The 20048-nt window shown below is 57.9% G+C and carries 18 protein-coding genes; 5 read left to right on the top strand and 13 right to left on the bottom strand.

Features of this window, described 5'->3' with window-relative positions; genetic code table 11:
• Nucleotides 1-79: 79 nt before the first annotated feature.
• From ACFOZ5_RS00090 to ACFOZ5_RS00045, 10 genes are all read right to left on the bottom strand, one after another.
• Complete coding sequence (locus ACFOZ5_RS00090) at nt 80-2965, bottom strand: EAL domain-containing protein (protein WP_379884531.1); 2886 nt, start codon at nt 2963-2965, stop codon at nt 80-82.
• A complete protein-coding gene (locus tag ACFOZ5_RS00085; RefSeq protein WP_379884529.1) occupies nt 2958-3401 on the bottom strand; it encodes a response regulator in 444 nt (147 codons plus the stop codon). Before ACFOZ5_RS00085 ends, ACFOZ5_RS00090 begins: the two co-directional genes overlap by 8 nt.
• Nucleotides 3398-6469 (bottom strand): PAS domain-containing sensor histidine kinase, encoded by a 3072-nt coding sequence (locus ACFOZ5_RS00080; RefSeq protein WP_379884527.1) that lies wholly within the window; start codon nt 6467-6469, stop codon nt 3398-3400. The genes ACFOZ5_RS00085 and ACFOZ5_RS00080 overlap by 4 nt, the downstream gene beginning before the upstream one ends.
• Nucleotides 6462-8708 (bottom strand): ATPase, T2SS/T4P/T4SS family, encoded by a 2247-nt coding sequence (locus ACFOZ5_RS00075; RefSeq protein WP_379884525.1) that lies wholly within the window; start codon nt 8706-8708, stop codon nt 6462-6464. Before ACFOZ5_RS00075 ends, ACFOZ5_RS00080 begins: the two co-directional genes overlap by 8 nt.
• Before the next feature lie 16 nt (nt 8709-8724).
• Nucleotides 8725-9861 carry a sensor histidine kinase gene (locus ACFOZ5_RS00070; RefSeq protein ID WP_379884523.1) on the bottom strand — a complete coding sequence of 379 codons (1137 nt, stop codon included), beginning with the start codon at nt 9859-9861 and terminating at the stop codon, nt 8725-8727.
• A complete protein-coding gene (locus ACFOZ5_RS00065) occupies nt 9848-10516 on the bottom strand; it encodes a GTP-binding protein (protein ID WP_379884521.1) in 669 nt (222 codons plus the stop codon). Before ACFOZ5_RS00065 ends, ACFOZ5_RS00070 begins: the two co-directional genes overlap by 14 nt.
• 8 nt (nt 10517-10524) lie before the next feature.
• Nucleotides 10525-11052 carry a response regulator gene (locus ACFOZ5_RS00060; protein ID WP_379884519.1) on the bottom strand — a complete coding sequence of 176 codons (528 nt, stop codon included), beginning with the start codon at nt 11050-11052 and terminating at the stop codon, nt 10525-10527.
• On the bottom strand, nt 11049-12407 hold the full coding sequence (locus tag ACFOZ5_RS00055) for an HD domain-containing phosphohydrolase (protein WP_379885403.1): 1359 nt from the start codon (nt 12405-12407) through the stop codon (nt 11049-11051). Before ACFOZ5_RS00055 ends, ACFOZ5_RS00060 begins: the two co-directional genes overlap by 4 nt.
• Nucleotides 12408-12426: 19 nt before the next feature.
• Nucleotides 12427-13290: an ATP-binding protein gene (locus tag ACFOZ5_RS00050; RefSeq protein WP_379884518.1), complete on the bottom strand. Its 864-nt coding sequence runs from the start codon at nt 13288-13290 to the stop codon at nt 12427-12429.
• A gap of 70 nt (nt 13291-13360) precedes the next feature.
• Nucleotides 13361-14092: a hypothetical protein gene (locus ACFOZ5_RS00045; protein WP_379884516.1), complete on the bottom strand. Its 732-nt coding sequence runs from the start codon at nt 14090-14092 to the stop codon at nt 13361-13363.
• Between the two features lie 209 nt (nt 14093-14301).
• On the opposite strand from ACFOZ5_RS00045, the gene ACFOZ5_RS00040 reads away from it, so the two are divergent.
• From ACFOZ5_RS00040 to ACFOZ5_RS00020, 5 genes are all read left to right on the top strand, one after another.
• The gene (locus ACFOZ5_RS00040) at nt 14302-14931 is read left to right on the top strand and encodes a type IV toxin-antitoxin system AbiEi family antitoxin domain-containing protein (RefSeq protein ID WP_379884514.1); all 630 of its coding nucleotides are present in this window, start codon (nt 14302-14304) and stop codon (nt 14929-14931) included.
• A gap of 142 nt (nt 14932-15073) precedes the next feature.
• Entirely contained in the window at nt 15074-15511 is a 438-nt protein-coding gene (locus tag ACFOZ5_RS00035) for a very short patch repair endonuclease (protein WP_379885402.1), read from the top strand.
• Nucleotides 15495-16712: a DNA cytosine methyltransferase gene (locus ACFOZ5_RS00030; protein ID WP_379884512.1), complete on the top strand. Its 1218-nt coding sequence runs from the start codon at nt 15495-15497 to the stop codon at nt 16710-16712. Before ACFOZ5_RS00035 ends, ACFOZ5_RS00030 begins: the two co-directional genes overlap by 17 nt.
• Nucleotides 16709-17353, top strand: coding sequence for an Eco29kI family restriction endonuclease (locus tag ACFOZ5_RS00025; RefSeq protein WP_379884510.1), 645 nt, complete (start codon nt 16709-16711; stop codon nt 17351-17353). Before ACFOZ5_RS00030 ends, ACFOZ5_RS00025 begins: the two co-directional genes overlap by 4 nt.
• Nucleotides 17354-17444: 91 nt before the next feature.
• On the top strand, nt 17445-17774 hold the full coding sequence (locus tag ACFOZ5_RS00020) for a hypothetical protein (protein WP_379884508.1): 330 nt from the start codon (nt 17445-17447) through the stop codon (nt 17772-17774).
• 69 nt (nt 17775-17843) lie between these two features.
• On the opposite strand, the gene ACFOZ5_RS00015 is transcribed toward ACFOZ5_RS00020, so the two are convergent.
• The 3 genes from ACFOZ5_RS00015 to ACFOZ5_RS00005 all read right to left on the bottom strand — a co-directional run bounded on the left by ACFOZ5_RS00015 (nt 17844) and on the right by ACFOZ5_RS00005 (nt 19758).
• Nucleotides 17844-18194 (bottom strand): hypothetical protein, encoded by a 351-nt coding sequence (locus ACFOZ5_RS00015; protein WP_379884506.1) that lies wholly within the window; start codon nt 18192-18194, stop codon nt 17844-17846.
• 117 nt (nt 18195-18311) lie between these two features.
• Complete coding sequence (locus tag ACFOZ5_RS00010) at nt 18312-18674, bottom strand: hypothetical protein (RefSeq protein WP_379884504.1); 363 nt, start codon at nt 18672-18674, stop codon at nt 18312-18314.
• Nucleotides 18667-19758: a hypothetical protein gene (locus tag ACFOZ5_RS00005; RefSeq protein ID WP_379884502.1), complete on the bottom strand. Its 1092-nt coding sequence runs from the start codon at nt 19756-19758 to the stop codon at nt 18667-18669. The genes ACFOZ5_RS00010 and ACFOZ5_RS00005 overlap by 8 nt, the downstream gene beginning before the upstream one ends.
• Nucleotides 19759-20048: the final 290 nt, after the last annotated feature.

Here is a 20048-nt window from a genome sequence, read left to right as displayed (position 1 = left end):
TGGCGGCCCGGTACAGCCGCAAGACGGTGATGGCGGGTTTCAGTCTGATATCACCTGACCGGGTGGAACGGACGGTGCCTCATTCCTTGGAGGCACCGTAATACACAAACGCCTGTCGGATGTGGTCGCGGATGTGCTGATCGTCCCAGGGCTTGGTCAGGAACTTGTAGATGGAGCCCTGGTTGATCGCGTCGGTCACCGATTTCAGGTCGGTGTAGCCGGACAGCACGATGCGGACAGTGTCCGGGTATATATCCTTGACCTGGCTGAGGAACTCGGTGCCGGACATATCGGGCATACGTTGGTCCGAGACGATGACCTGCACGTTGTTGGCCGCCAGCAGCTCGAAGGCTTCGTTGATGCTGGTGGTGGACAGGATGCGGTAACCGTCACGGCGGAGTACCCGGGAAAGCGCCCTGAGAATATTGGCCTCGTCATCCAGCAATAACAGCGTGGGCTTGCCATCAGAGCTGTCGTCAGTGCCATGGGGGGCATTCGCGACCGCCTGGGTGGTCAGGAACTCCAGCATATTCTGGAAGGGCATCGGTCTGGCGAACAGGTAACCCTGTAACAACTGGCAGTTGTTCTTGCGCAGGAACGCGGCATGGGCATTGGTTTCCACGCCCTCGGCGACCACATCCAGGGAAAGGTGGTGGGCCATGGACAGGATGCCCTGGGTAATGGCGGCATCGCTGCGGTTGCTGATAACGTCCTTGATGAAGGCCCGGTCAATCTTGATCTTGGTGACCGGCATGATCTTCAGGTAGCTGAGGCTGGAAAAGCCGGTGCCGAAATCATCAATGGCGATGCCCACACCCAGCTCGCGCAGTTTGCGCAGTCTGTCGACCACCTGTTCGGTATCGTAGAGGATGGCCGACTCCACAATTTCCAGATCCAGCAGTTCCGGCGCCAGGCCGGTCTGGCGCAGGGTCTCGGTCACCAGGTCAACAAACCCGGCCTGCCGCAACTGTACCGGCGACACATTGACTGATATGCGGTGGTCCCGGTAACCCAGGCCCAGAAGCCTTACCGCATCCCGGCAGGCCTGCTGCAATACCCACCGGCCAAGTTCGATGATCTGGCCGGTATCCTCCGCCAGGGGGATGAACTGGATAGGTGACATCAGGCCGCGGACGGGATGATGCCAGCGAATCAGCGCTTCAGAACCCCGGATCTTGCCGGTGCGGCTTTCCACCATGGGTTGGTAGAACACTTCAAGCTGCTCCTGCTCAAGCGCCCTTTGCAGATCATTGCGCAGCTCGACCCGTTCGTTGGCTTCCACGTTCAGGTCGGAGGCAAACCACTGATAGGTATTACGGCCCTGCTGCTTGGCCCGGTACATGGCCAGATCGGCCTGCTGGACCAGCACCATGGGGTCGTCAATGGATCCGTCATCCAGTGCAATGCCGGCACTGGCGGTCAGTTGCACACTCCTGTCCTGAAGCTGGTAGGGGGCGGCCACGGCCTGCAGCAAGTGCTCCACGACCTTGATGACATCATCGCCATGGGCCAGGTCCGGGAGCACCACAATGAATTCGTCACCGCTGCCCCTGGCAACCGTGTCACCACTGCGGATGCCCCGTTTGAGACGTGAGGCGATTTCCACCAGCAACTGGTCGCCCACCCGGTGGCCCAGGGAATCATTGACCGGTTTGAAACCGTCCAGATCAAAGAACAGCACGCCCACCTTTCGACCATAGCGCCTGGCCATCTGACAGGCCTGAATCAGGCGATCCTCCAGCAGTGACCGATTGGGCAGGCCGGTGAGCACGTCGTGACTGGCGTTATAGGCCAGTTTGGTCTCCGCCGATTTTTTCTCGGAGATGTCGTTCTGTATGCCGATGAAGTGGGTGACATCGCCGGCACTGTCCCGTATCGGGGCAATAAAGAGATCGTTCCAGAAGGGCGTGCCGTCCTTGCGGTAGTTTCGCAGTACCACGCTGACTTCCCGCTCCTGCTGAAGGCCCTGGTGAATCTCCTCGAGGGCTTGCCGGTTGGTCTCATCGTCTTCAGCACCTTTCTGCAGGAACCGGCAATTGCGGCCGATGCTCTCCTTTGCCTGGTAACCGGTTATGGATTCGAAAGCCGGATTCACATAGACGATGGGCATATCCGGCTCAAGGGCATCGGCAATAATGATGCCGTTGGAACTGGACTCGATGCCCCGTTTCATCAACCGTAATTCACGACTGCTTTCGATACGTTCCGTGACATCCACCACCATGACCAGATCAAGCTGGCGCTGATTCAGGTACATGGCCTGATGGCGGACTTCCACGTAAAGCTCGCTGCCGTCCAGGCGACGATGGACCTCAAGCCGGCTGCCCGGCTGGGCAAACAGGCCTTCGGAACTGAGCACACGTGGCAGCCCTCCGGATTGTTCATGCGGGCTGACCAGGTCGGACAGGTTAAGGTGGCTTGCGTGTTCCGGGCCCATGCCGTACAGGGTCTGGGCAGCCTCGTTGATGGACACCACCTGACGGGTATCCGGCTCGGCCAGCATCATGGCCACGGGGTTGCTGTTGAACAGCAACCGGTAACGGGCTTCACTCTGGAGCAGGCCGGTAACCGCCAGGGAGCGGTCAATGGCATAACGGATACTGCGGATCAGTGACTGGGCGTCCACCAGCCCCTTGACCAGGTAATCGGCCGCCCCGATTTCCACCGCCCGGAGGTCCAGATCGTAATCCCCCTGGCCGGTGAGCAGAATAAGCGGCGTGCTGATACCTTCCTGCTGGGCCTGGCGGATCAGGTCGATGCCTGACTCCGGCCCCAGGCGATAGTCCACCAGAGCCACATCATGCAGATTTTCCCGCAGTGCCCGTATGCCGTCGTCGGCATTGTCGATCCAGTCAAGATCGAACGGCATGGCGCTGCCTTCCTCAAGCAGATCGCGGGTTATCAGTACATCGTCCTCGTCATCTTCAATCAGCAGGACGCGCAGGCGGGTTTCATTTTCAGACATAAGACTCTGATTGCCCTGGCAGTGTTGTGATTTTTGTCCAGTAGTGGGTCAGTGACCGGGTGATTTCCAGCAGCTCTTCATAACTGACGGGTTTGACAATGTAGGAGCTGGCGCCGAGGTCATAACAGGCGGCGATATCCTCCTCGTTCCTCGATGTGGTCAGGATGACAATGGGAATGCCCCGCAGGGACGAATCGGCCTTCAGTTCGGCGATGATATCGCGACCGTTCTTGCCTGGCATGTTCAGGTCCAGCAGGATCAGCTGTGGCAGGGCGCCGCGGCTGGATGTGGTCAGGCCGGACATGATGCCTTCGCCGTCTTCGAAGAACGTCAGGTATAGGAAGTCGCTGCTTTCCAGAAACGCATCCCGGATCAGCAGGCGGTCGTCGGGGTCATCATCGGCTACGAATATGCGTATGGGTGAACTGTGGGTCATGATTGACGACTCTCCCTGGCCTGGCCGGAGCGAGTGTGAGAGTTGGTGAAATGAATCCGGAAGATTGCACCTTCGCCGGGCCGGCCATCGGCTATGATGGTGCCCTGGTGACGTTCCACGATTTTCCTGACAATGGCCAGACCGATGCCCGTGCCCGCATAGTCATTCTTGCTGTGCAGTCTCTGGAAAGGCTGAAACAGGCGGTCCGCGTAGCTGGGGTCGAAACCGGTGCCATTGTCCTCTATCACCAGCGTCCAGCCTCGATCAGTGACGTTGTCAGGATAGACGAGTATTTCCGGCTTCACGTCCGGGCGCCGGAATTTTACGGCGTTGCTGAGCAGATTCTGGATGACCTGTCGCAGTTGCGAGGGGTCGCCCTCCACCGTTGGCAGTGGGGATATCTCGATGTGGGCGTCAGCGGCGCTGATGGCGAACTCCAGGTCCTGTAGTACTTCTGCCGTTATCCGGTTCAGGTCACAGCTCTGGAATGGCTGTGCCCGGGTGGATACCCGCGAGTAGGAAAGCAGGTCCATGATCAGCGTCTGCATGCGTTTGGCTGCGGCCTGCATCCGCTGCAGGTAGTCCTGTTCCCGCTCGTCAAGGTGAGCCGGGTCTCGCAACAGCCGGTCACTGAAGGTCTGGATCTTGCGCAGGGGTTCCTGCAGGTCATGGGAGGCGACAAAGGCGAAATCCTGGAGTTCCCGGTTGCTCCGCTCCAGTTCGGCCATGGTGGCCTCCAGTTCCTGTTCCGCCTGCTTGCGTTCGTTGATGCTGTTGAAGTAGATCGCGAGCCCCTCTTCTGATGGGTAGGTTTTGACGTCGCACCAGAGGCTGAGAGGTTCAAAATAGGCTTCAAAGGATGTGGTCTCGCCGGTTGCCATGGCATGCCGGTACTGGTCATCGAATTCTGTGCCGATGGCCTCGGGGAAAGCTTCCCACAGGCTGTCCCCCAACAGCTCATTGCGGGACCTTTGCAGCAGCTGTTCACTTTTGGCGTTCATGAAGGTAAAACGCCACTCGCGGTCCAGGGTGAAGAAGCCATCGGTAATGCTCTCGAAGATCCGTGACTGGCGTTCGGCCAGGCGTCGGATCTGGTCACTGGCCTCCTTGCTGGCGGTGATATCCTGGAGTGCCCCCTGCAGCGTGATGATCTCACCGTTCTGGTCGCGAACCGCCTCGCCAATGACCCGGACCCAGCGTGAACGTCCCTTGGCGGTCTCAATACGGGCCTCGTAATCGAAGGGCAGGCCCAGCTCACTTGCCACGCGAATGGCGTCCTCAACCCGAGGGCGGTACTCCGGTGTGTAGTAGAGGATGGCCGCGTTCACGTCTGGGGCCTCTCCTGGGGGGAGGTCGTGGATTTCGCACACCGCATCGGACCAGATGGATTTTCCGGAGACCCTGTCCACCATCCACCCGCCGAGGCGGCCGATATGTTCGGCCATGCTGAGCAGGTGCTCCTTCTCTCTGAGTTCCTTCTGTACTTCCTTTTCGCGGGTAATGTCGCGTGCGGAACAATAGATGCGCTGGTCATGCATGGAGGCGTTGAGCCGCAGCCAACGCTGTATGCCCTTTTGATGCAGAACCAGTATTTCCAGCTCGTAGATGGTCGCACCGCGAATCAGTTTGGCAACCGCCTGAATGACCTGGTCGTGATAGTCAGGGTGAATAATGTCCAGGTAAGGCCTGCCCAGCAGGTCGCTGCGGGTATACCCCAGGGTTGTCAGGAAAGCCTGATTGACCTCCAGAAAATAGTTGTCGGCGACGATACAGAACATTTCCGGTGTCAGGGAGAAGAACGCTTCCCGTTGCTGGGCCAGTTCCTCGGCCTTCAGTTCTGCCGTCATGTCCCGGCCGACGCAGAACATGGTGCCGTCTGCTGACGGCGTCCTCGCTTTCCAGTCCAGGGTCACCAGGTGGCCATCCCGGTGGCGGTAGCGGTTGCGAAGCTGTGGGGCATCCAGGGGCTCGCGGGCACGGAGCTGATTGGCGGCCTTATGGCTGGCGTCCCAGTCCTCTTCCACCACGAAGTCGCGGGCGGAACGCCCCTCCATTTCCGATGGCGCATAGCCCAGGATTCGTCTGCTGGACGGGCTGACAAAGCGGAAGATGCCCTTGCGGTCGATGATGCAGAGCAGGTCGCTGCTGAAATTGATGATGCGCTCGTTGGTTTCCCGCAGGTCCTGTTCCCGTGTCAGGTGGTCCTGCAACTGATCGTTGACCTGGCGCAGGTGGTGGTTCTGGGCTATTGCCATGGCACCGAACAGCCGGTTCACCATAATCAGCACGGTGAGGGCGAGTCCGCCGAACAGGATCAGGGTTTCCGTCAGGTAATGGATAACGCTGCCCCCCAACCGCTGGCCCTCTGAGGAGAGGCTCTGGTTCATCTCGGGGGACAGCTCCAGGGCCATGCTGGCCAGGTACCAACTGATCACGGTGATGGCAACACCGAGTACGCCAACCCACAGCACGGGGCGCCGGAACTCATGAAAACTGTCTTGATACAGGCGAGGAACTTTGAGTAGTACACCCCCGCCGATGATCAGGAAAATTGCTGTAGCGGGGTTGAGATCCGGCAGCAGGGTGAGCCGGGCCCACAGCGGCAGGCCGATATTGGCCGGGAACAGGTTCACCAGACCCGACGCCACAGTCAGGCCGGCAATGATCCGGATGGAGGAAGAAGGTACCGAGGCCAGGGTCGCCAGTATATAACCCAGGCAGAGCGTGGCGATCGCCACAGGCAAGCCCGGCAGTACGCCCACCCGTGGCATATCCAGTTCCACCAGCGCGGTGTTGGCCAAAGCCAGTGGCATCAGCAGTGCGGCCAGACCCAGCAACATAGAGGCCATCAGCCGACTCAGACGCCTTGAGGAGAATGCCAGCGCCAGGCAGAGGCCACCGGCCAGGCCGGCCATGGGGCCGCCAACCGGGTAAACGGTCTCTGGCTGGGCGTGGATTATAGCCAGCACCAGGTTAGCGGACAGGGCCACGCCCAGTCCCGCCAGGCAAAGGCCCAGAGCGAACATCAGCGACCAGCTCAGGGCCTCGCGATTGGTCAGCTCAGTCATGGAGCTCCTGGGGGCCAAGCACCCGCAGAATTTCCTCAGCGGTTGTCAGTCCCGCTTCCAGCTTCTCCAGGCCGTCATCCAGCAGTACTTTCATACCCTGTTCCTGGGCAATGGTCTCGATCTGCATGGCGCTGGCACCCTCGGTAATGGCAATGCGCAGTTTTTGGTTCATGGTAAGCACCTCATGCAGCGCCACCCGGCCATGGTAACCCTTGTGGCAGCGTTCGCATCCCTTGCCCCGGAAGAAGGTCATGGACGGCTGGCTGAAACGGGGCCCCAGCTGCTCCAGGATCTCCTGCGGTGGCTCTACCTCTTCCCGGCAATGGGTGCAGATGCGGCGCACCAGGCGCTGGGCGATGATGGCTTCCAGGGCCGAGGCCAGTACGAAGGGCTTCAGGTCCAGGTCCAGCAGTCGCGCCACGGTGCCGGCGGCGGAGCTGGTGTGCAGGGTGGAATACACCAGGTGGCCGGTCATGGCGGCGTGGAAGGCTACATCGGCGGTTTCCTCGTCGCGGATCTCCCCCAGCAGGATCACATCCGGGTCCTGTCGCAGGATGGCCCGCAGTACGGTGGCAAAATCCAGCCCGATGCGGTCCTTCACCGGTACCTGCCCGGCCATGTCCACATGGAACTCCACCGGGTCCTCAATGGTGACGTAATTGCGCTCTGGCGTGGCATTGTGCTGCAGCAGGGCATACAGCGTGGTGGTCTTGCCGCTGCCGGTGGGGCCGGTGGCCAGGATAATGCCCTGAGGCTTGCCCACCACGTGGACCAGCCGCTTGCGGTTGTGATCGGACAGCCCCAGTTGCTCCAGGGACTGGGCGGAGGACTGCCGCTCCAGCACCCGCATGACCACCTTCTCGCCGTTGATGGTGGGCAGGGTGGAAATGCGCAGGTCGACGATGCGCATGGGGGTCTTGACCGTGATGCGACCATCCTGGGGGCGGCGGCGCTCTGTGATGTCCATTTCCGCCATCACCTTGATGCGGGACACCACCGACATCAGCAGGTTGGTGGGTATGTGGATCTTGTCCTGCAGCACCCCGTCGATGCGATAACGCACCACCAGCGACTTGGTGCGGGGGTGAATATGGATATCGCTGGCACCCAGTCGCAGGGCTTCCAGGACAATGCCGTTGACCAGGCGAATGGCCGGCGGCTCCTCGGAGCTGCCCAGCAGTTGCTCCAGGCTTTCGCTGTCCTCGTCGTCCAGTACAATCTCGATGCCCTCATAGGGGTCATCGGTGCCCACCCTGGTGGTCAGCTCGTTAACATCCTCGGTCTGTTCCCCGAAGATCTCGTTGAGCTTGGCCTGCATCTGGCCCGCTTCCACCAGCAGGGGGTGGATGGTGTAGCCGCTCATGAAACCCAGCTCGTCGATCAGGTTGACGTCCATGGGGTCCACCATGGCCAGGCGCAGGCGCTTGCCCTGGACCCGCAACGGCAGGACCAGCTGGCGCAGGCAGACCGACTGGGGGATCAGTGACAGCAGGTTGGGGTCGACCTGGAACTCACGCAGGTCGATTTCCTCGAACATCAGTTCGTCCCGCAGCAGATCCCGCACCTTGTGGAAATCCACCCAGTCATGCTTCAGCAGCTGGCGGACCACGGGTGCCTTCTGGTTCTGCATTTCCCGGTGCAGTTGCTGGATCTGCTGGGGGTTCAGCCAGCCCTTCTTGTGCAGCATGATTGCAAGCTGACTGCGGTTGGTGGCGCCCAGCTTGGCGATGGTTTCCAGATCCTTGTTCTGTTTCCGGTTCTGCTGTTCCAGTTGTTGGGTTTTCTGGATCAGCTCGTACTGCTCCAGGGCCAGGGCAATGGTCAGGCGCAGGTCGTCATCGTTCCAGGGCTTGAGGATGAACCGGTACACCGCGCCGTCCTTGATGGAACCCATCACCGCATCGGTGTTGGCGTGGCCAGTGAGCATGATGCGGATGGTATGGGGCCAGTGTTCACGTACGGTGCGCAGCAGCTCACTACCATTCATGCCAGGCATCATGAAGTCGGTCATGATCAGCTCGACCGGCTGCTGCTCAAGAACCTTCAGGGCCTCGGCGGCGTTCCTGGCGAACAACAGCTCATAGTTCTCCCGCTTGAACACCCGTTTCAGGGCGGACAGGATGTTGGGCTCGTCATCCACCAGCAACAGGCGGTAGGGCTGGCGCGTGCCGCTATCGGCGGTTGCGTCGTCCTCGCTCTGTCTCTCGCCGGTAAAAAGGGATGCGTAACGTTTGGCCATGGTGATCCTGGTCGGGTTAGGAAGCGTGTGGCAGCAGCATGGTGACCCGGGTACCGGTGCCCTCGCGGCTTTCCAGCCGGACCAGACCCTTGTGGGCCCGGATCGTATCCTGTGTCACCGTCAGCCCGAGGCCGGTGCCGGACCCGACCGGGCGACTGGTGAAGAACGGATCGAACACCTGGTCCTGTGTCGATTCGGTGATGCCGCAACCGTTATCCTGGATCACCACGGCGACGTTGCCACTGTTGTCGGTGGCCGTCTTCACGATGATCCGGCCATCTTCATCGATGGCCCTGGCTGCGTTGTCCAGAACATTGTAGAAGGCCTCCGAGAGGCGCGCCGGGTTACCGGGGATTTCCGGTATCTCGCCAAGGCGCTGGTCGATGTTCAGCGTGCGGCTGCTGTGACTGGTCCGCAACATGTGCAGGGAGGCCTTGAGAAGATCGTTGACGTTGCAGTGGGTGTAATCCGCATGATCGATACTGGAGAACGTCTTCAGGTCCGACACGATGGCGGCGATGCGGGTGGAGCCATCCAGGGATTCGGCCAGCAGGTCCCGGAAGTCGTCCATTAGTTCACGGGTCTCGTCGTTGTCCGGCAGCTTGGTTTGCAGCTCATCCAGGTAGTCGCCCGCCACTTTCAGGTTGCTCTTGATGAACCCGATAGGGTTGTTGATCTCGTGGGCAATACCCGCCGCCAGTTGACCCACCGATCGGGTCTTGGCGCTTTCGTAGAGTTCCTGCTGGGCCTTCTGGATGGTGGCGACCTGCTCCTTGACCCGCTCCTGCAGCTGGCCCGAGAGTGCCCGGTACCGCGATTCAGATTCCTGGAGGGCCTCGTGCTTGCGTTGCAGCTCGGCGTAGCCCGCCTCGGTGGCGTCATGGTGGATATTGGCGGCCAGGCGATACTTGGCGACAAAAAACAGAATGAAGGCGACCAGGTCAGCGGTGGCCTTCAGCGTGTTGCTGTCACAATCCGCGCTGAGCCAGCCAATGGTTTCCAGGTTGAACTCCACCGGTACGGCACCTTCCCGCCTTTCGGCACTCAGCTGCACCTGACCCAGCCCCAGGCGGGCCAGGTTGGACGCCAGCCGGTCCACCTGCGCCGGATCCAGCAGGTCGGCAAGGCCGGGGTCATCTTCAAAATGTCGCATCGTTGCCCCTCGCACTGAGCCGGTCCACGAAGGTGGTTCGATCAATACCGTGATCCTGCGATAGCCTGAATTCCGGGTCGGACACGGTGTACAACCGGTCCAGCAGTTCCCGGAACGACTCCACGACGCCCGTACCGTTGAGGGCACTGGCCATCTGCAGGGGTGACCAGGGGGTCTCGGCCCAGCGCTGCTGGAGTTCTTCCTCGGCGACGATGCCGTCCATGTCGCGCTTGTTGAACTGGATGACGATGGGCAGGGTCTCGATGTCCAGCCCGACTTTCTCCAGGTTCTCCTCCAGGTTGCCAAAGGCGATGGCGTTGTTGTCCTGCTGGTTACGCTGGGAGTCCGCCACGAACACGATTCCGTCGGCCCGGGACAGCACGGCCTTGCGGGTACTGTCATGCTGTACCTGACCGGGTACGGTGTAGAGTTTCAGGCGCAGGTCCAGACCATGGCCGCCTTTCAGGCCGATCGGCAGCATGTCAAAGAACAGGGTGCGGTCGTCCCGGGTTTCCAGCACCATCAGCTCCCCCATGCGTTCCGGCGCCAGCTGGCTGTGCAGCTGCATCAGGTTGGTGGTCTTGCCACTCAGGGCCGGGCCATAGAACACCACCTTCAGATTGAGCCGGTTTTCCTCGGGAATAAAATCAGCCATAGCAGCGCTCAGAGCTGGTCGTCAATAACGATGGAACCATCCTGATCCCGGCGCACCCGGGTAATGCCAGGGTTATCCTCTTCAAGGCGAAGCAATTCCTCTTCCCGCCGGCGAAGCAGATCGTTCTGGCGCTTGATCTGGTCCAGTAGCTGCCGGTTTTCCACGGTGACCTGGTAAAGATCCACCGCCGACCGTATCGCAGCCTGTATCTCGTACTCCTCCCAGGGCTTGGACAGGAACCGGTAGATTTCGGCCCGGTTGATGGCGCTGATCATTGACTGCCGGTCGCCGTGTCCACTAAGCATCAGGCGAATCGCATCCGGCTGCCGCTGACGGGCAAACTGCAGGAAGGTGACCCCGTCCATCACCGGCATCTTGTAGTCAGATACGATGACGCTGTAGGTCGTGGTGCTCAGGGCCTCGATGGCGGATTCGGCGTCGGTGAAGGCGTCCACCTGCCAGTCCTCGTCTCGCAGCAGCCGCTTGAGTGCGCTGAGAATGTTGGCTTCGTCGTCCAGCAGCAGAATGCGGTTCATTGGATACTGGCCTCCATCAGTGGCTCTTCCGGTTCTTCCGGGTCATAGACGAACAGGGTGTAGCGGGTGCCTTCCGGCTCGCCCTTCTCGAAGGCAATCAGCTTGTCGATCAGGGATTTGGTGAGACGCTTGCCCTCGTTAAGCAGCAACATGCCGGATGCGGCGTGAAGGTCCCTCGCCAATACCATGCCGGCGGTGAGCTCTCGGGTGGGTAGCGCGATCACGCCTTCCTCGGTGGGGGCCAGGTCCGGGGCACTTTCCTCGCACATGACCGCAAACGCTTCACAGAGCTCTGGCTGGTAGAGACGGCCGCTCTGACGCCGGAGCAGTTTGATGGCGTCTTCCCGTGAGACCTTGCGGCTGAGAATCAGCCCTGCCTGAAGCTCGATGAAATCCACCGCCATGCGCAGGATGCGGGCGCCCATGGGAATGGCTTCGCCTTCCAGCTCGTCGGGGAAACCGCGGCCATTCCAGCGCTCCTGGTGGTGGCGGATGAGATGGGCGGTTTCCTGCAGGGGTTCCAGGGTCATCAACAGCTGTTCCCCGGCCGTCGGATAGGCCCGGTACAGGGCGGTCTGGTCCTTGGTGAGCTGGTCAGAGGGCGCCCGCAGCATGTCGTCCGACCAACTGAGTTTGCCCAGGTTATAAAGGGCTGCGGCCATCTCCAGGTTGCGGGTCTGCTCGCTGTCCAGGTCCTGGCGCTGGGCGAAGGCACGCACCAGGGCGCTGACCTTTGCGTTCGTCTGCAGGTCCCCGGGCAGTCGCTGGTTGAGCAGGGAGGAGAACACCTCGGTGGTGGTGACATAGCTGTTGCGCAACTCCGCCAGGGTGCGGTCCAGCATATCGGCGGTTTCCTGCAGCTCGGTAGTGCGGGCATCCACCTTTTTCTCCAGGCTTTCCGCAAGAGCGCGCAATTGCTTGTTTTGTTTGCGGAACTTGCGCTCAAGGGCGAGGCGGCGCCGCTCTGAATACTGGAACGCCAGTGCCTGGCGAATGGTGAGCCTCAGCTCGTCATCATCCCAGGGCTTGGCGATATAGCGGTAGATCTGCCCATCGTTGATGGCCTTGATGGTGGAGTTCATATCCGCATGGCCGGTGAGCAGGATGCGGATCACCCAGGGCCAGCGACGCCGTATGGTGCTGAGCAGCGTGGGGCCGTCCACACCTGGCATACGGGCATCGGAAATCACCAGGTCGATGCGCTGGTTTTCCAGCACTTCGATGGCGGCCTGGCCCGAGCCGGCCATCACCAGATCGTAGGGCTCCTTGCGCAGAATCCGTTGCAGGCTGCGCAGGATATTGGCTTCGTCGTCCACGAGCAGTATTCGAAGATCGTCGGGCAGCTTCTCGGTCATGGATGCCTCGTGAATCTCCTCAGTCATCGTCAGGGCTGCCCGGCTGGTTCACCGGCAACCGGATCCTGAAGATGGTGCCCTGGCCAGGGGTGCTCGCGGCGGTGATCTGGCCGTGGTGTTTTTCTATAATATTGAACGATAGGGATAACCCCAGGCCAGTACCCTTGCCCACCGGCTTGGTGGTGAAGAACGGGTTGAAGATGCGGGACAGGTCTGCCGGCTCGATACCCTTGCCGGTGTCTTCGAACTCCAGCGTGACATGGTCCCCTTCACTGCGGGTGCGAATGGTAATGGTGCCGGTATTCTCGATGGCGTGGGCGGCGTTCACCAGCAGGTTCATGATGACCTGGTTGATCTGGGACGCGATACACAGCACTTCCGGCAGGTCACCGAAGTCCCGCACAATCGCGGCCTTGTACTTGAGTTCGTTGTTCACCACGTTGAGGGTGGTCTCAATGCCCCGGTGCAGGTCTGCGTAGCGGAACTCTTCCTCCTCCTCCGTATGGGAGAAGTCCTTCATGGCGGCGATGATGGTCTTCACCCGCTCGATACCTTCCCGGGATTCCGACAGCAGATCCTCAAGATCCCCCCGCAGGAACTCGTAATCAATACTCTTGCGGATCTGATGGAGGTCTTCGAGGGAGGCCGCACTCTCCACTGCGTCGGTCAGCCGGAACAGGTCCGACAGATAATGCTCCAGGGTTTGCAGGTTGGAGTAGACATAACCCACAGGATTGTTGATCTCGTGGGCCACCCCCGCCGCCAGCTGACCAATGGCTGCCATCTTCTCGGACTGATGCAACTGCCGGTTCGCCTGCTCAAGGCGGGCTGACAGCTCCTGTGGCGGCAGGTCCTTTGGCAGGTTTGACGGCGTATCAGCCATGGCGGAAACCACGCTCTGGTTTGGAGGAGTGAAGCGATATTGCTAGTACATCAAATAGTATAGAACTCAGTCACAATTCGTTGGGTAACGTTTGGTATCTGGACGTAATTTGTGCTCGCTCGCCGCTGCGATCAAGCTTCTCCAGTGCTGCGGCCAGGGGCACGACCAACTCGGCATGTTGCCGGTGGAGGTAGTGAAACAACTGGAAGCGGGCGGCTGGTTCGGGGAATACATAAAAAGGGTCCCAGGAAGGGTCATGCAAAGGCGAAAAGCCTTCAATATCGGATACCAAGGCCAGATCTACCCGCTGCCATTCGAGCAGGGCGCGCATCTGGTCATAACGGTCGGCGCGAACCGGCACCATGTCGAGCGCTTCAGCGGTCTGTTCAGCAATGATCACGCCCCGCCTTACGGTCACCCGAAGTCTGGTGGTATCTATCTCGTCCAGGCTTTGCAGGCCGATAAGGTCGGGGTTGCCGGTAACCGCATCAAGTTGCCCCTCAAGCAACGGGTAAGGCACGCCAACCAGGTTCGGGTACTGGTCGCCAACGCTGGCAATCCGGAACAGGTCACCGTCCACCTCGCCCATGTCCGCTGTCAAAAGAGCCCGCCGGGAGGGTAGCTTCTCGGTGGTGATGCTGAGGCTCAGATCCTCGTAAGCGACACTCAGTAAGTGTGCGGCCAGATGGGTGCTGGGTACGTCGTCTATGATTGCAAAGCGCAGCGGCGAGTCTGGCGGGCTTGCGTGGGCCGTGGCCGGGCTCGCCAGCAGAAAAATGATGAGTAATGCTCGGCACCCCATGGTGACACACCGTCAGCTGGTTAAAATATGTACTGGCAGCATAGTCGATAGATGCCGTAATGACCGTAGTCACTTTGTAACGACAACCGCTGTTACTGGCTGGCCGAAGGCGTGTAGAGAAAAAACGTCACCCCAGTGGCAAGGCCGTCGCTTGAACCCTTACTAGCAATCAGACAAAATGTCACCAGATATCAATAATTGGTGACATTTTGTCTGACTCCGGTTTCGTCCGATCCTCCCGCGAACAACTCCAAACCTTGTTCCGTCAGCAAGGCGGCCATCTACGCCTGAGCGAAGTACTGGCCAGGGGCTTTAGTCGGTACCAGTTCTATCAGCTTCGGGATGAAGGGTTGATCGAGCCGGTCAGCCGTGGTCTCTACCGGCTGGCGGACCTGCCGCCCATCGAAAACCCGGATCTGGTGGCCGCCGCTACTCGTTTCCCCAATGCGGTTCTTTGCCTGATTTCCGCGCTGGACTGGCACGGCATCACCACGCAGATTCCCCATCAGGTGCATCTGGCGGTAGATCGGGGTGCCCGCCTGCCGGTACTGGATTATCCACCGGTGGTCGGGTACCGGTTCTCCGGGCGGGCCTTTAGCGAAGGCATTGAGCAGATCGAGGTGGATGGCATCACCCTGAATGTCTATACCCCGGAGAAAACCCTGGCGGACTGCTTCAAATTCCGCAATCGCATCGGCGTGGATGTGGTTCTGGAGGCGCTGGAGCTCTATCGCACCCGTAAAACCTTCCGTCCGGGCAAGCTGATGGAATATGCCAGGATCTGCCGGGTCGCCAATGTGATGGCTCCCTACGTGGAAGCCAAGTTTGGACCTTATTAATTGCTTCGGTTGAGAATGGAAAAACTATGGTCGCCTAGCGTTCAGCAAACTGGAGGTGATTCGGATTGCCGGAGAGACTCTCATTGTTTGGTGCTGTAATATTTTGCAGTTACCTTGAGTCATTTTTGGAGTACCCGGTTTGGTGGATTCCCTCACCCCTGTCGAGCGCAGCGAGCGCATGTCTCGCGTCAGGCACAAGAATACAAAGCCGGAAATGGTTGTGCGTCGCTTAGTGCACGGTATGGGTTACCGTTTTCGTCTCCATGCCAAGGATCTTCCCGGCAGTCCAGATCTGGTTTTTCGCTCCCGGCGCTCGGTAATTTTTGTACATGGTTGTTTCTGGCATCGACATTCAGGGTGCCGATTGGCAAGGTTGCCAAAGTCTCGAACGACCTTCTGGAGTCAGAAGTTGGAGGAGAATCAACAACGAGACAGGCGGAATCAGGAAGAGCTACGCGAATTGGGGTGGAGTGTATTAGTTGTCTGGGAGTGTGAACTCCGGGATCTGGAAGGTGTTGGAAGAAAGCTAAAGGGATTTCTGAATAACGAGACAGGAAAACAGCATGATGAAATCGGTTGAGCTCTTTGCTGGCGCGGGTGGTCTAGCTATGGGTGTTGCCTTGGCTGGGTTCGATACCCTGGCGGTTTTGGAGTGGGATAGGTGGGCATGCGATACCATGCGGGAGAACAAGAATCGAGGGTATCCGGTAGTTAGGGATTGGCCAATCTGGGAAGGAGATGTCCGCTCGTTCGACTGGACTGCGATTCCCGAGGATATCGATTTGCTTGCGGGGGGGCCGCCTTGCCAACCATTCTCCATGGGGGGTAAGCACAAGGCTTTTGGTGATCAGCGAGACATGTTTCCGACTACGGTTGGCGTGGTGCGCACGCTAAAACCCAAGGCATTCATTTTCGAGAACGTGAAGGGGCTTACCCGTTCCAGTTTTGCCAACTACTATCAGTATATCCTGCTGCAACTAGAATTCCCCGAAGTGATCAGGCGGAACGGCGAAACTTGGCCCGACCATTTGAAGCGACTCCAGGAAGAAAAGACCTCGGGTGCGCTGCACTTAAATAGTCTTACCTACAACGTTGTGCCTACGCTTGTGAATGCAGCCGATTATGGAGTGCCCCAAAAACGTGAGCGTGTATTCATTGTTGGGCTTCGTGCAGATCTCGGCGTGGAATGGTCTTTTCCACAGCCCACACATAGTTTCGATTCCTTGTTGCGTGAACAGTGGGTGACTGGTGAATATTGGGATCGTCATGAGATTGCAGCTGGAGAGCGGCCAGAAATGCCCGCCAGACTGGAATCCAGGATTCGGCGTTTGTCCTCGGAGTTGCTACCGAGTGAGGAAGCCCCCTGGCGAACTGTACGCGATGCCCTCCGGGATATTCCAGACCCCCGGTTGCCGGAGTCCCGTATGTACAGAAATCACCGTTTCCAGGGTGGGGCAAGAGCATACCCCGGCCATACCGGCAGCCCACTTGATCTGCCAGCGAAAACGCTTAAAGCGGGAGACCACGGTGTGCCCGGTGGGGAAAACATGATGGTCCGGGATGATGGTACCGTTCGTTACTTCACTGTTAGAGAGTCTGCAAGACTGCAAACCTTTCCGGATGGCTACATTTTTCATGGCTCTTGGAGCGAGACAATGCGGCAATTGGGTAACGCCGTTCCTGTGGCGTTGGGCCGAACTGTCGCGGCTTCGGTTGCAGCGAGGCTGGCGGAAACACAAATCAACAGACTGATGGGCGAAGGAGTCAAGAAAAGGGCATGACGGATAAAAAGGTAGTACCGTTTAACCCGTTGGATAAGCGACATCTTGGTGAAAGCGTGGGCCAAGCCATGTTACGGCAGCCTGTGGTTTCCATGAAGAATCTTGATCGTTTCTCTGGAGCAGGAATCTACGCAATATATTACAAGGGTGACTTTCCCGCCTACGAAATGATCGCTGAGCGAAATCGAAGAGGGACTTTCTCCGCGCCAATATACGTTGGCAAGGCTGTTCCCAAAGGTGCACGCAAGGGAGGAAGTCTGGAGTCGGCGCCTGGTTCGGTCCTTTATAGCCGTCTAATGCAGCACAAGCGTAGCATAGAGGAGGCAAGGAACCTGGACATCGCAGACTTCGATTGTCGCTTCCTAATTGTTGACGATATTTGGATTCCTTTGGGGGAGTCGCTATTGATCGCCAAGTTTGATCCGCTTTGGAACAAATTGATCGATGGGTTTGGTAACCACGATCCTGGAAAGGGTCGCCACGCCGGGTTGAGGCCTAGATGGGACGTTCTACATCCGGGGCGTGAGTGGGCCGAGCGTTGCAAAACTCGGGATGAGACGGCGGAACAGATTGTTGGTGAAGCGCGCGATTACTTACGGAATAATCCGCCGCCCCTGGATATAAACATGATTACGACATAGTTGGAATGGAAGACCTTGTAGTATTCTTTTAACTGTTTAGACGTGATCAATGCCTGATAAAGGACATGCTCGCAACGTAAGGAAACAAGATATGAGCGGGAGTTTTAGGGAAATCTACACAGAGGCTATTTCGGGTGCCTCTGCCTCAGCTATATTCATGGTGATGTCTGGGTGGTCTTGGGGGTTGGCACAACAGAATGCTGATCAAAGAATCGTCTTGACCGTGATATCAGTACTCCTCTTTTTAACAGGTTTTTTTGGGGCTTTTTTTTCGCTAACCGCAGCGATAGAAAGGTATTCGTGCGGTAGTTTGGGCCGAAAGGTGCTTGGCTATTTTGCCGCGACTTTGCTTGTTTTCAGCGTAATGGTCCTGATTGGTTTCACGGTTGTTCAAGGCTGGAACGCCGTCGGTTCAAGATGATTTTTACTGAGCTTTTTGAACGCATGATCATTGCCCAAGCGTCGCTCCATCACCATGAGAGTGTTTAGCTCAAATGTGTGGAGCCTGTAAAACCGCAAGGTAAGCAATAGCCTGGAGACCGGCCAGCAAGCCAATCACTATGGCCAGATATAGGAGGTCACTTACCCGCGCGTTGGGTTTGGGTATTACTTTGAAACGGGCAACCAGATAAGCAAGCATCGCTATACCCAATACAATCGTCAGCCAGGGATGCATAAGTGTTTCCAGTACTGATGCGCCAGCGCCCTGGTTGAATTCCAGTATTGAGTCTCCTTGTAAAGGAAAAGCGAGCAAGGCCAGTGAAAGAAACACGGCGGATATTCTTGCTAGCGCGATCAGTGCGCGCCCAAGAAACCGGCTGACAGGGAATGGTTGAGCCATGATTGTTTCTCCCCGAAATTAGTGAGGCATTAATCGCGCTCGTCCACGTATATTAAAGGGGGTTCAGAGCTATCTCCGGTTTGTGTTCAACGAGATTAACCCTGATCAGGTATAGCTTTACCAAGCCCCCAAGCGAAATGCTGTGATAACTACGACAACCAAAAAGGTGTAGCCGGAGAAAAGAAAAATTCGGCTAAGAGTTCGATCAAACGGGCTTGCAAACTGTCGAACTATTTCCACATCAATCAACGGGTCGGTTTTTGAATTCCAAAAACCAAGAGGAAAGGCAATGGCACGGGCATAAGATAGCGCTCGATATCCTATGCTGTCCCACCCAGCCGGGCGGTGACTTCCGTTCTTCGTGATTTCCCGCTCAATTCTAGCCATGGTCAGGCGGGAGAACGCCAACCAGCAGATGCCTTGAATGACGAAAAGGAGGCCGCTAGCAACAAGCAGCCATTCATTGAGTTGATTAACCACTACTCTTGTCCCAAATTAATGACGCAAGGGATTTGCCAACATGATCGCCGCCCTGGCTGGCTTGATAACCCACGTAGAATCCTGCGGCCATTACTGTGCCAAGTATTACCCAGCCCACTGGACCGGCTGCGGACAATCCTACTGTCGCTGCGAGGCCGGCTCTGATCGCTAGTTGACCACCCAGGCGTTTCCCCATGACAGCCATCGCTTGTCCGCCGAGTCGCGTTCCAGCTGTTATCGTCAAATCTCCTGCATAACCTCCAAGAGCGCCACCAACACCAAAACCCGTGACTTGCTTTACGCTCTCTTTCAGCCAGTCTTCGCCATTGACTTGTGCTGTTCTGACTTTGCCAGATCGTATAAAGATATCCGAAAATATCGCGGTGTAGCCGAGACCCCGTATAAATTTCACGAACGTATTCAGTCGACCAGCCTGGACCTGGTCAGCTACGAAAAGTCGTGGGTCCGGGTTTCCATGCAGCCTGCGATTGGCGAGCGTTATGGCACGTTTCTCTCCGCTGAGCGCAGTGCCCCTGTTTTTTTGCCACTCATTTCTATTGACGTAGTAACCGAGTTCAGCTCGGAATTGTTTCTGCAGATTTCTCGATGCTTCTTCGACTTCTTGCTTTGCGAGATAATATGAAACCGGGCCGCCGATGCTGGTGGCCTTCTTTCGGCTCTGCATACGGAGGAGCTTTTCCTGGAAGTCGATAAGTGCTTTCTGGAAGCTGGAAAGTCTGGCCATGGCCGCCGATGTTCCCGCGCCAACTAATCCGTTAACCGATTCCAGAGTTTCCCTATCAAAGTTGTCAGCGCAAAATTCTGCTATTGCGTTCGTTTCATTTCCAAATTTCGCTGACCAGGCCGAAAGTCGTACCCGTTCGGCCTGAGGGATACTATTCAAATGACGAACTATCGCACCAGCGTTCTGGTCGTCAAGATCCAGAGTGTAAGCGCGAAAAGGAGCCAGCTTATCGTTATCCTGGAGTCCGTTGACACGTCGAAAGGTATCGGAGGAATAACCTGTGTTGGCGACGATCTCTTCGATTTCGCGCAACTGGGATGAGAAAAAGATTTCGGCCACTGTCTCTCTCCTTGAGTTTGTTCAATTGATCAGGCTCCCATGCCTGATCGGGAAGGTATATCAATAGACACGTACAAGTCCACCTATCGCTGAAAGCGGCGAAACCAAGCAGGTTTGGGTCAAATAGCTGATGCTCAGCGAGTCAGATTTAGGACTTCAGGAGCTCTCTGGTACTGTCTCGATCCCGGAGTCTGTCAACGTAGTTGTCGCGTTTAAGTCATCAGCTCTTTAACAGTTCGCCGCCTTTTCCGGATTCAGAGTCACTGATTCCGGTAAGCTGAAGTTTCGGA

It is taken from the genome of Marinobacter lacisalsi, from assembly GCF_042651045.1.
Classification (GTDB): domain Bacteria; phylum Pseudomonadota; class Gammaproteobacteria; order Pseudomonadales; family Oleiphilaceae; genus Marinobacter; species Marinobacter lacisalsi.
The sequence above is the reverse complement of the archived record's forward strand: the minus strand, read 5'-3'. Positions and strand labels throughout refer to the sequence as shown.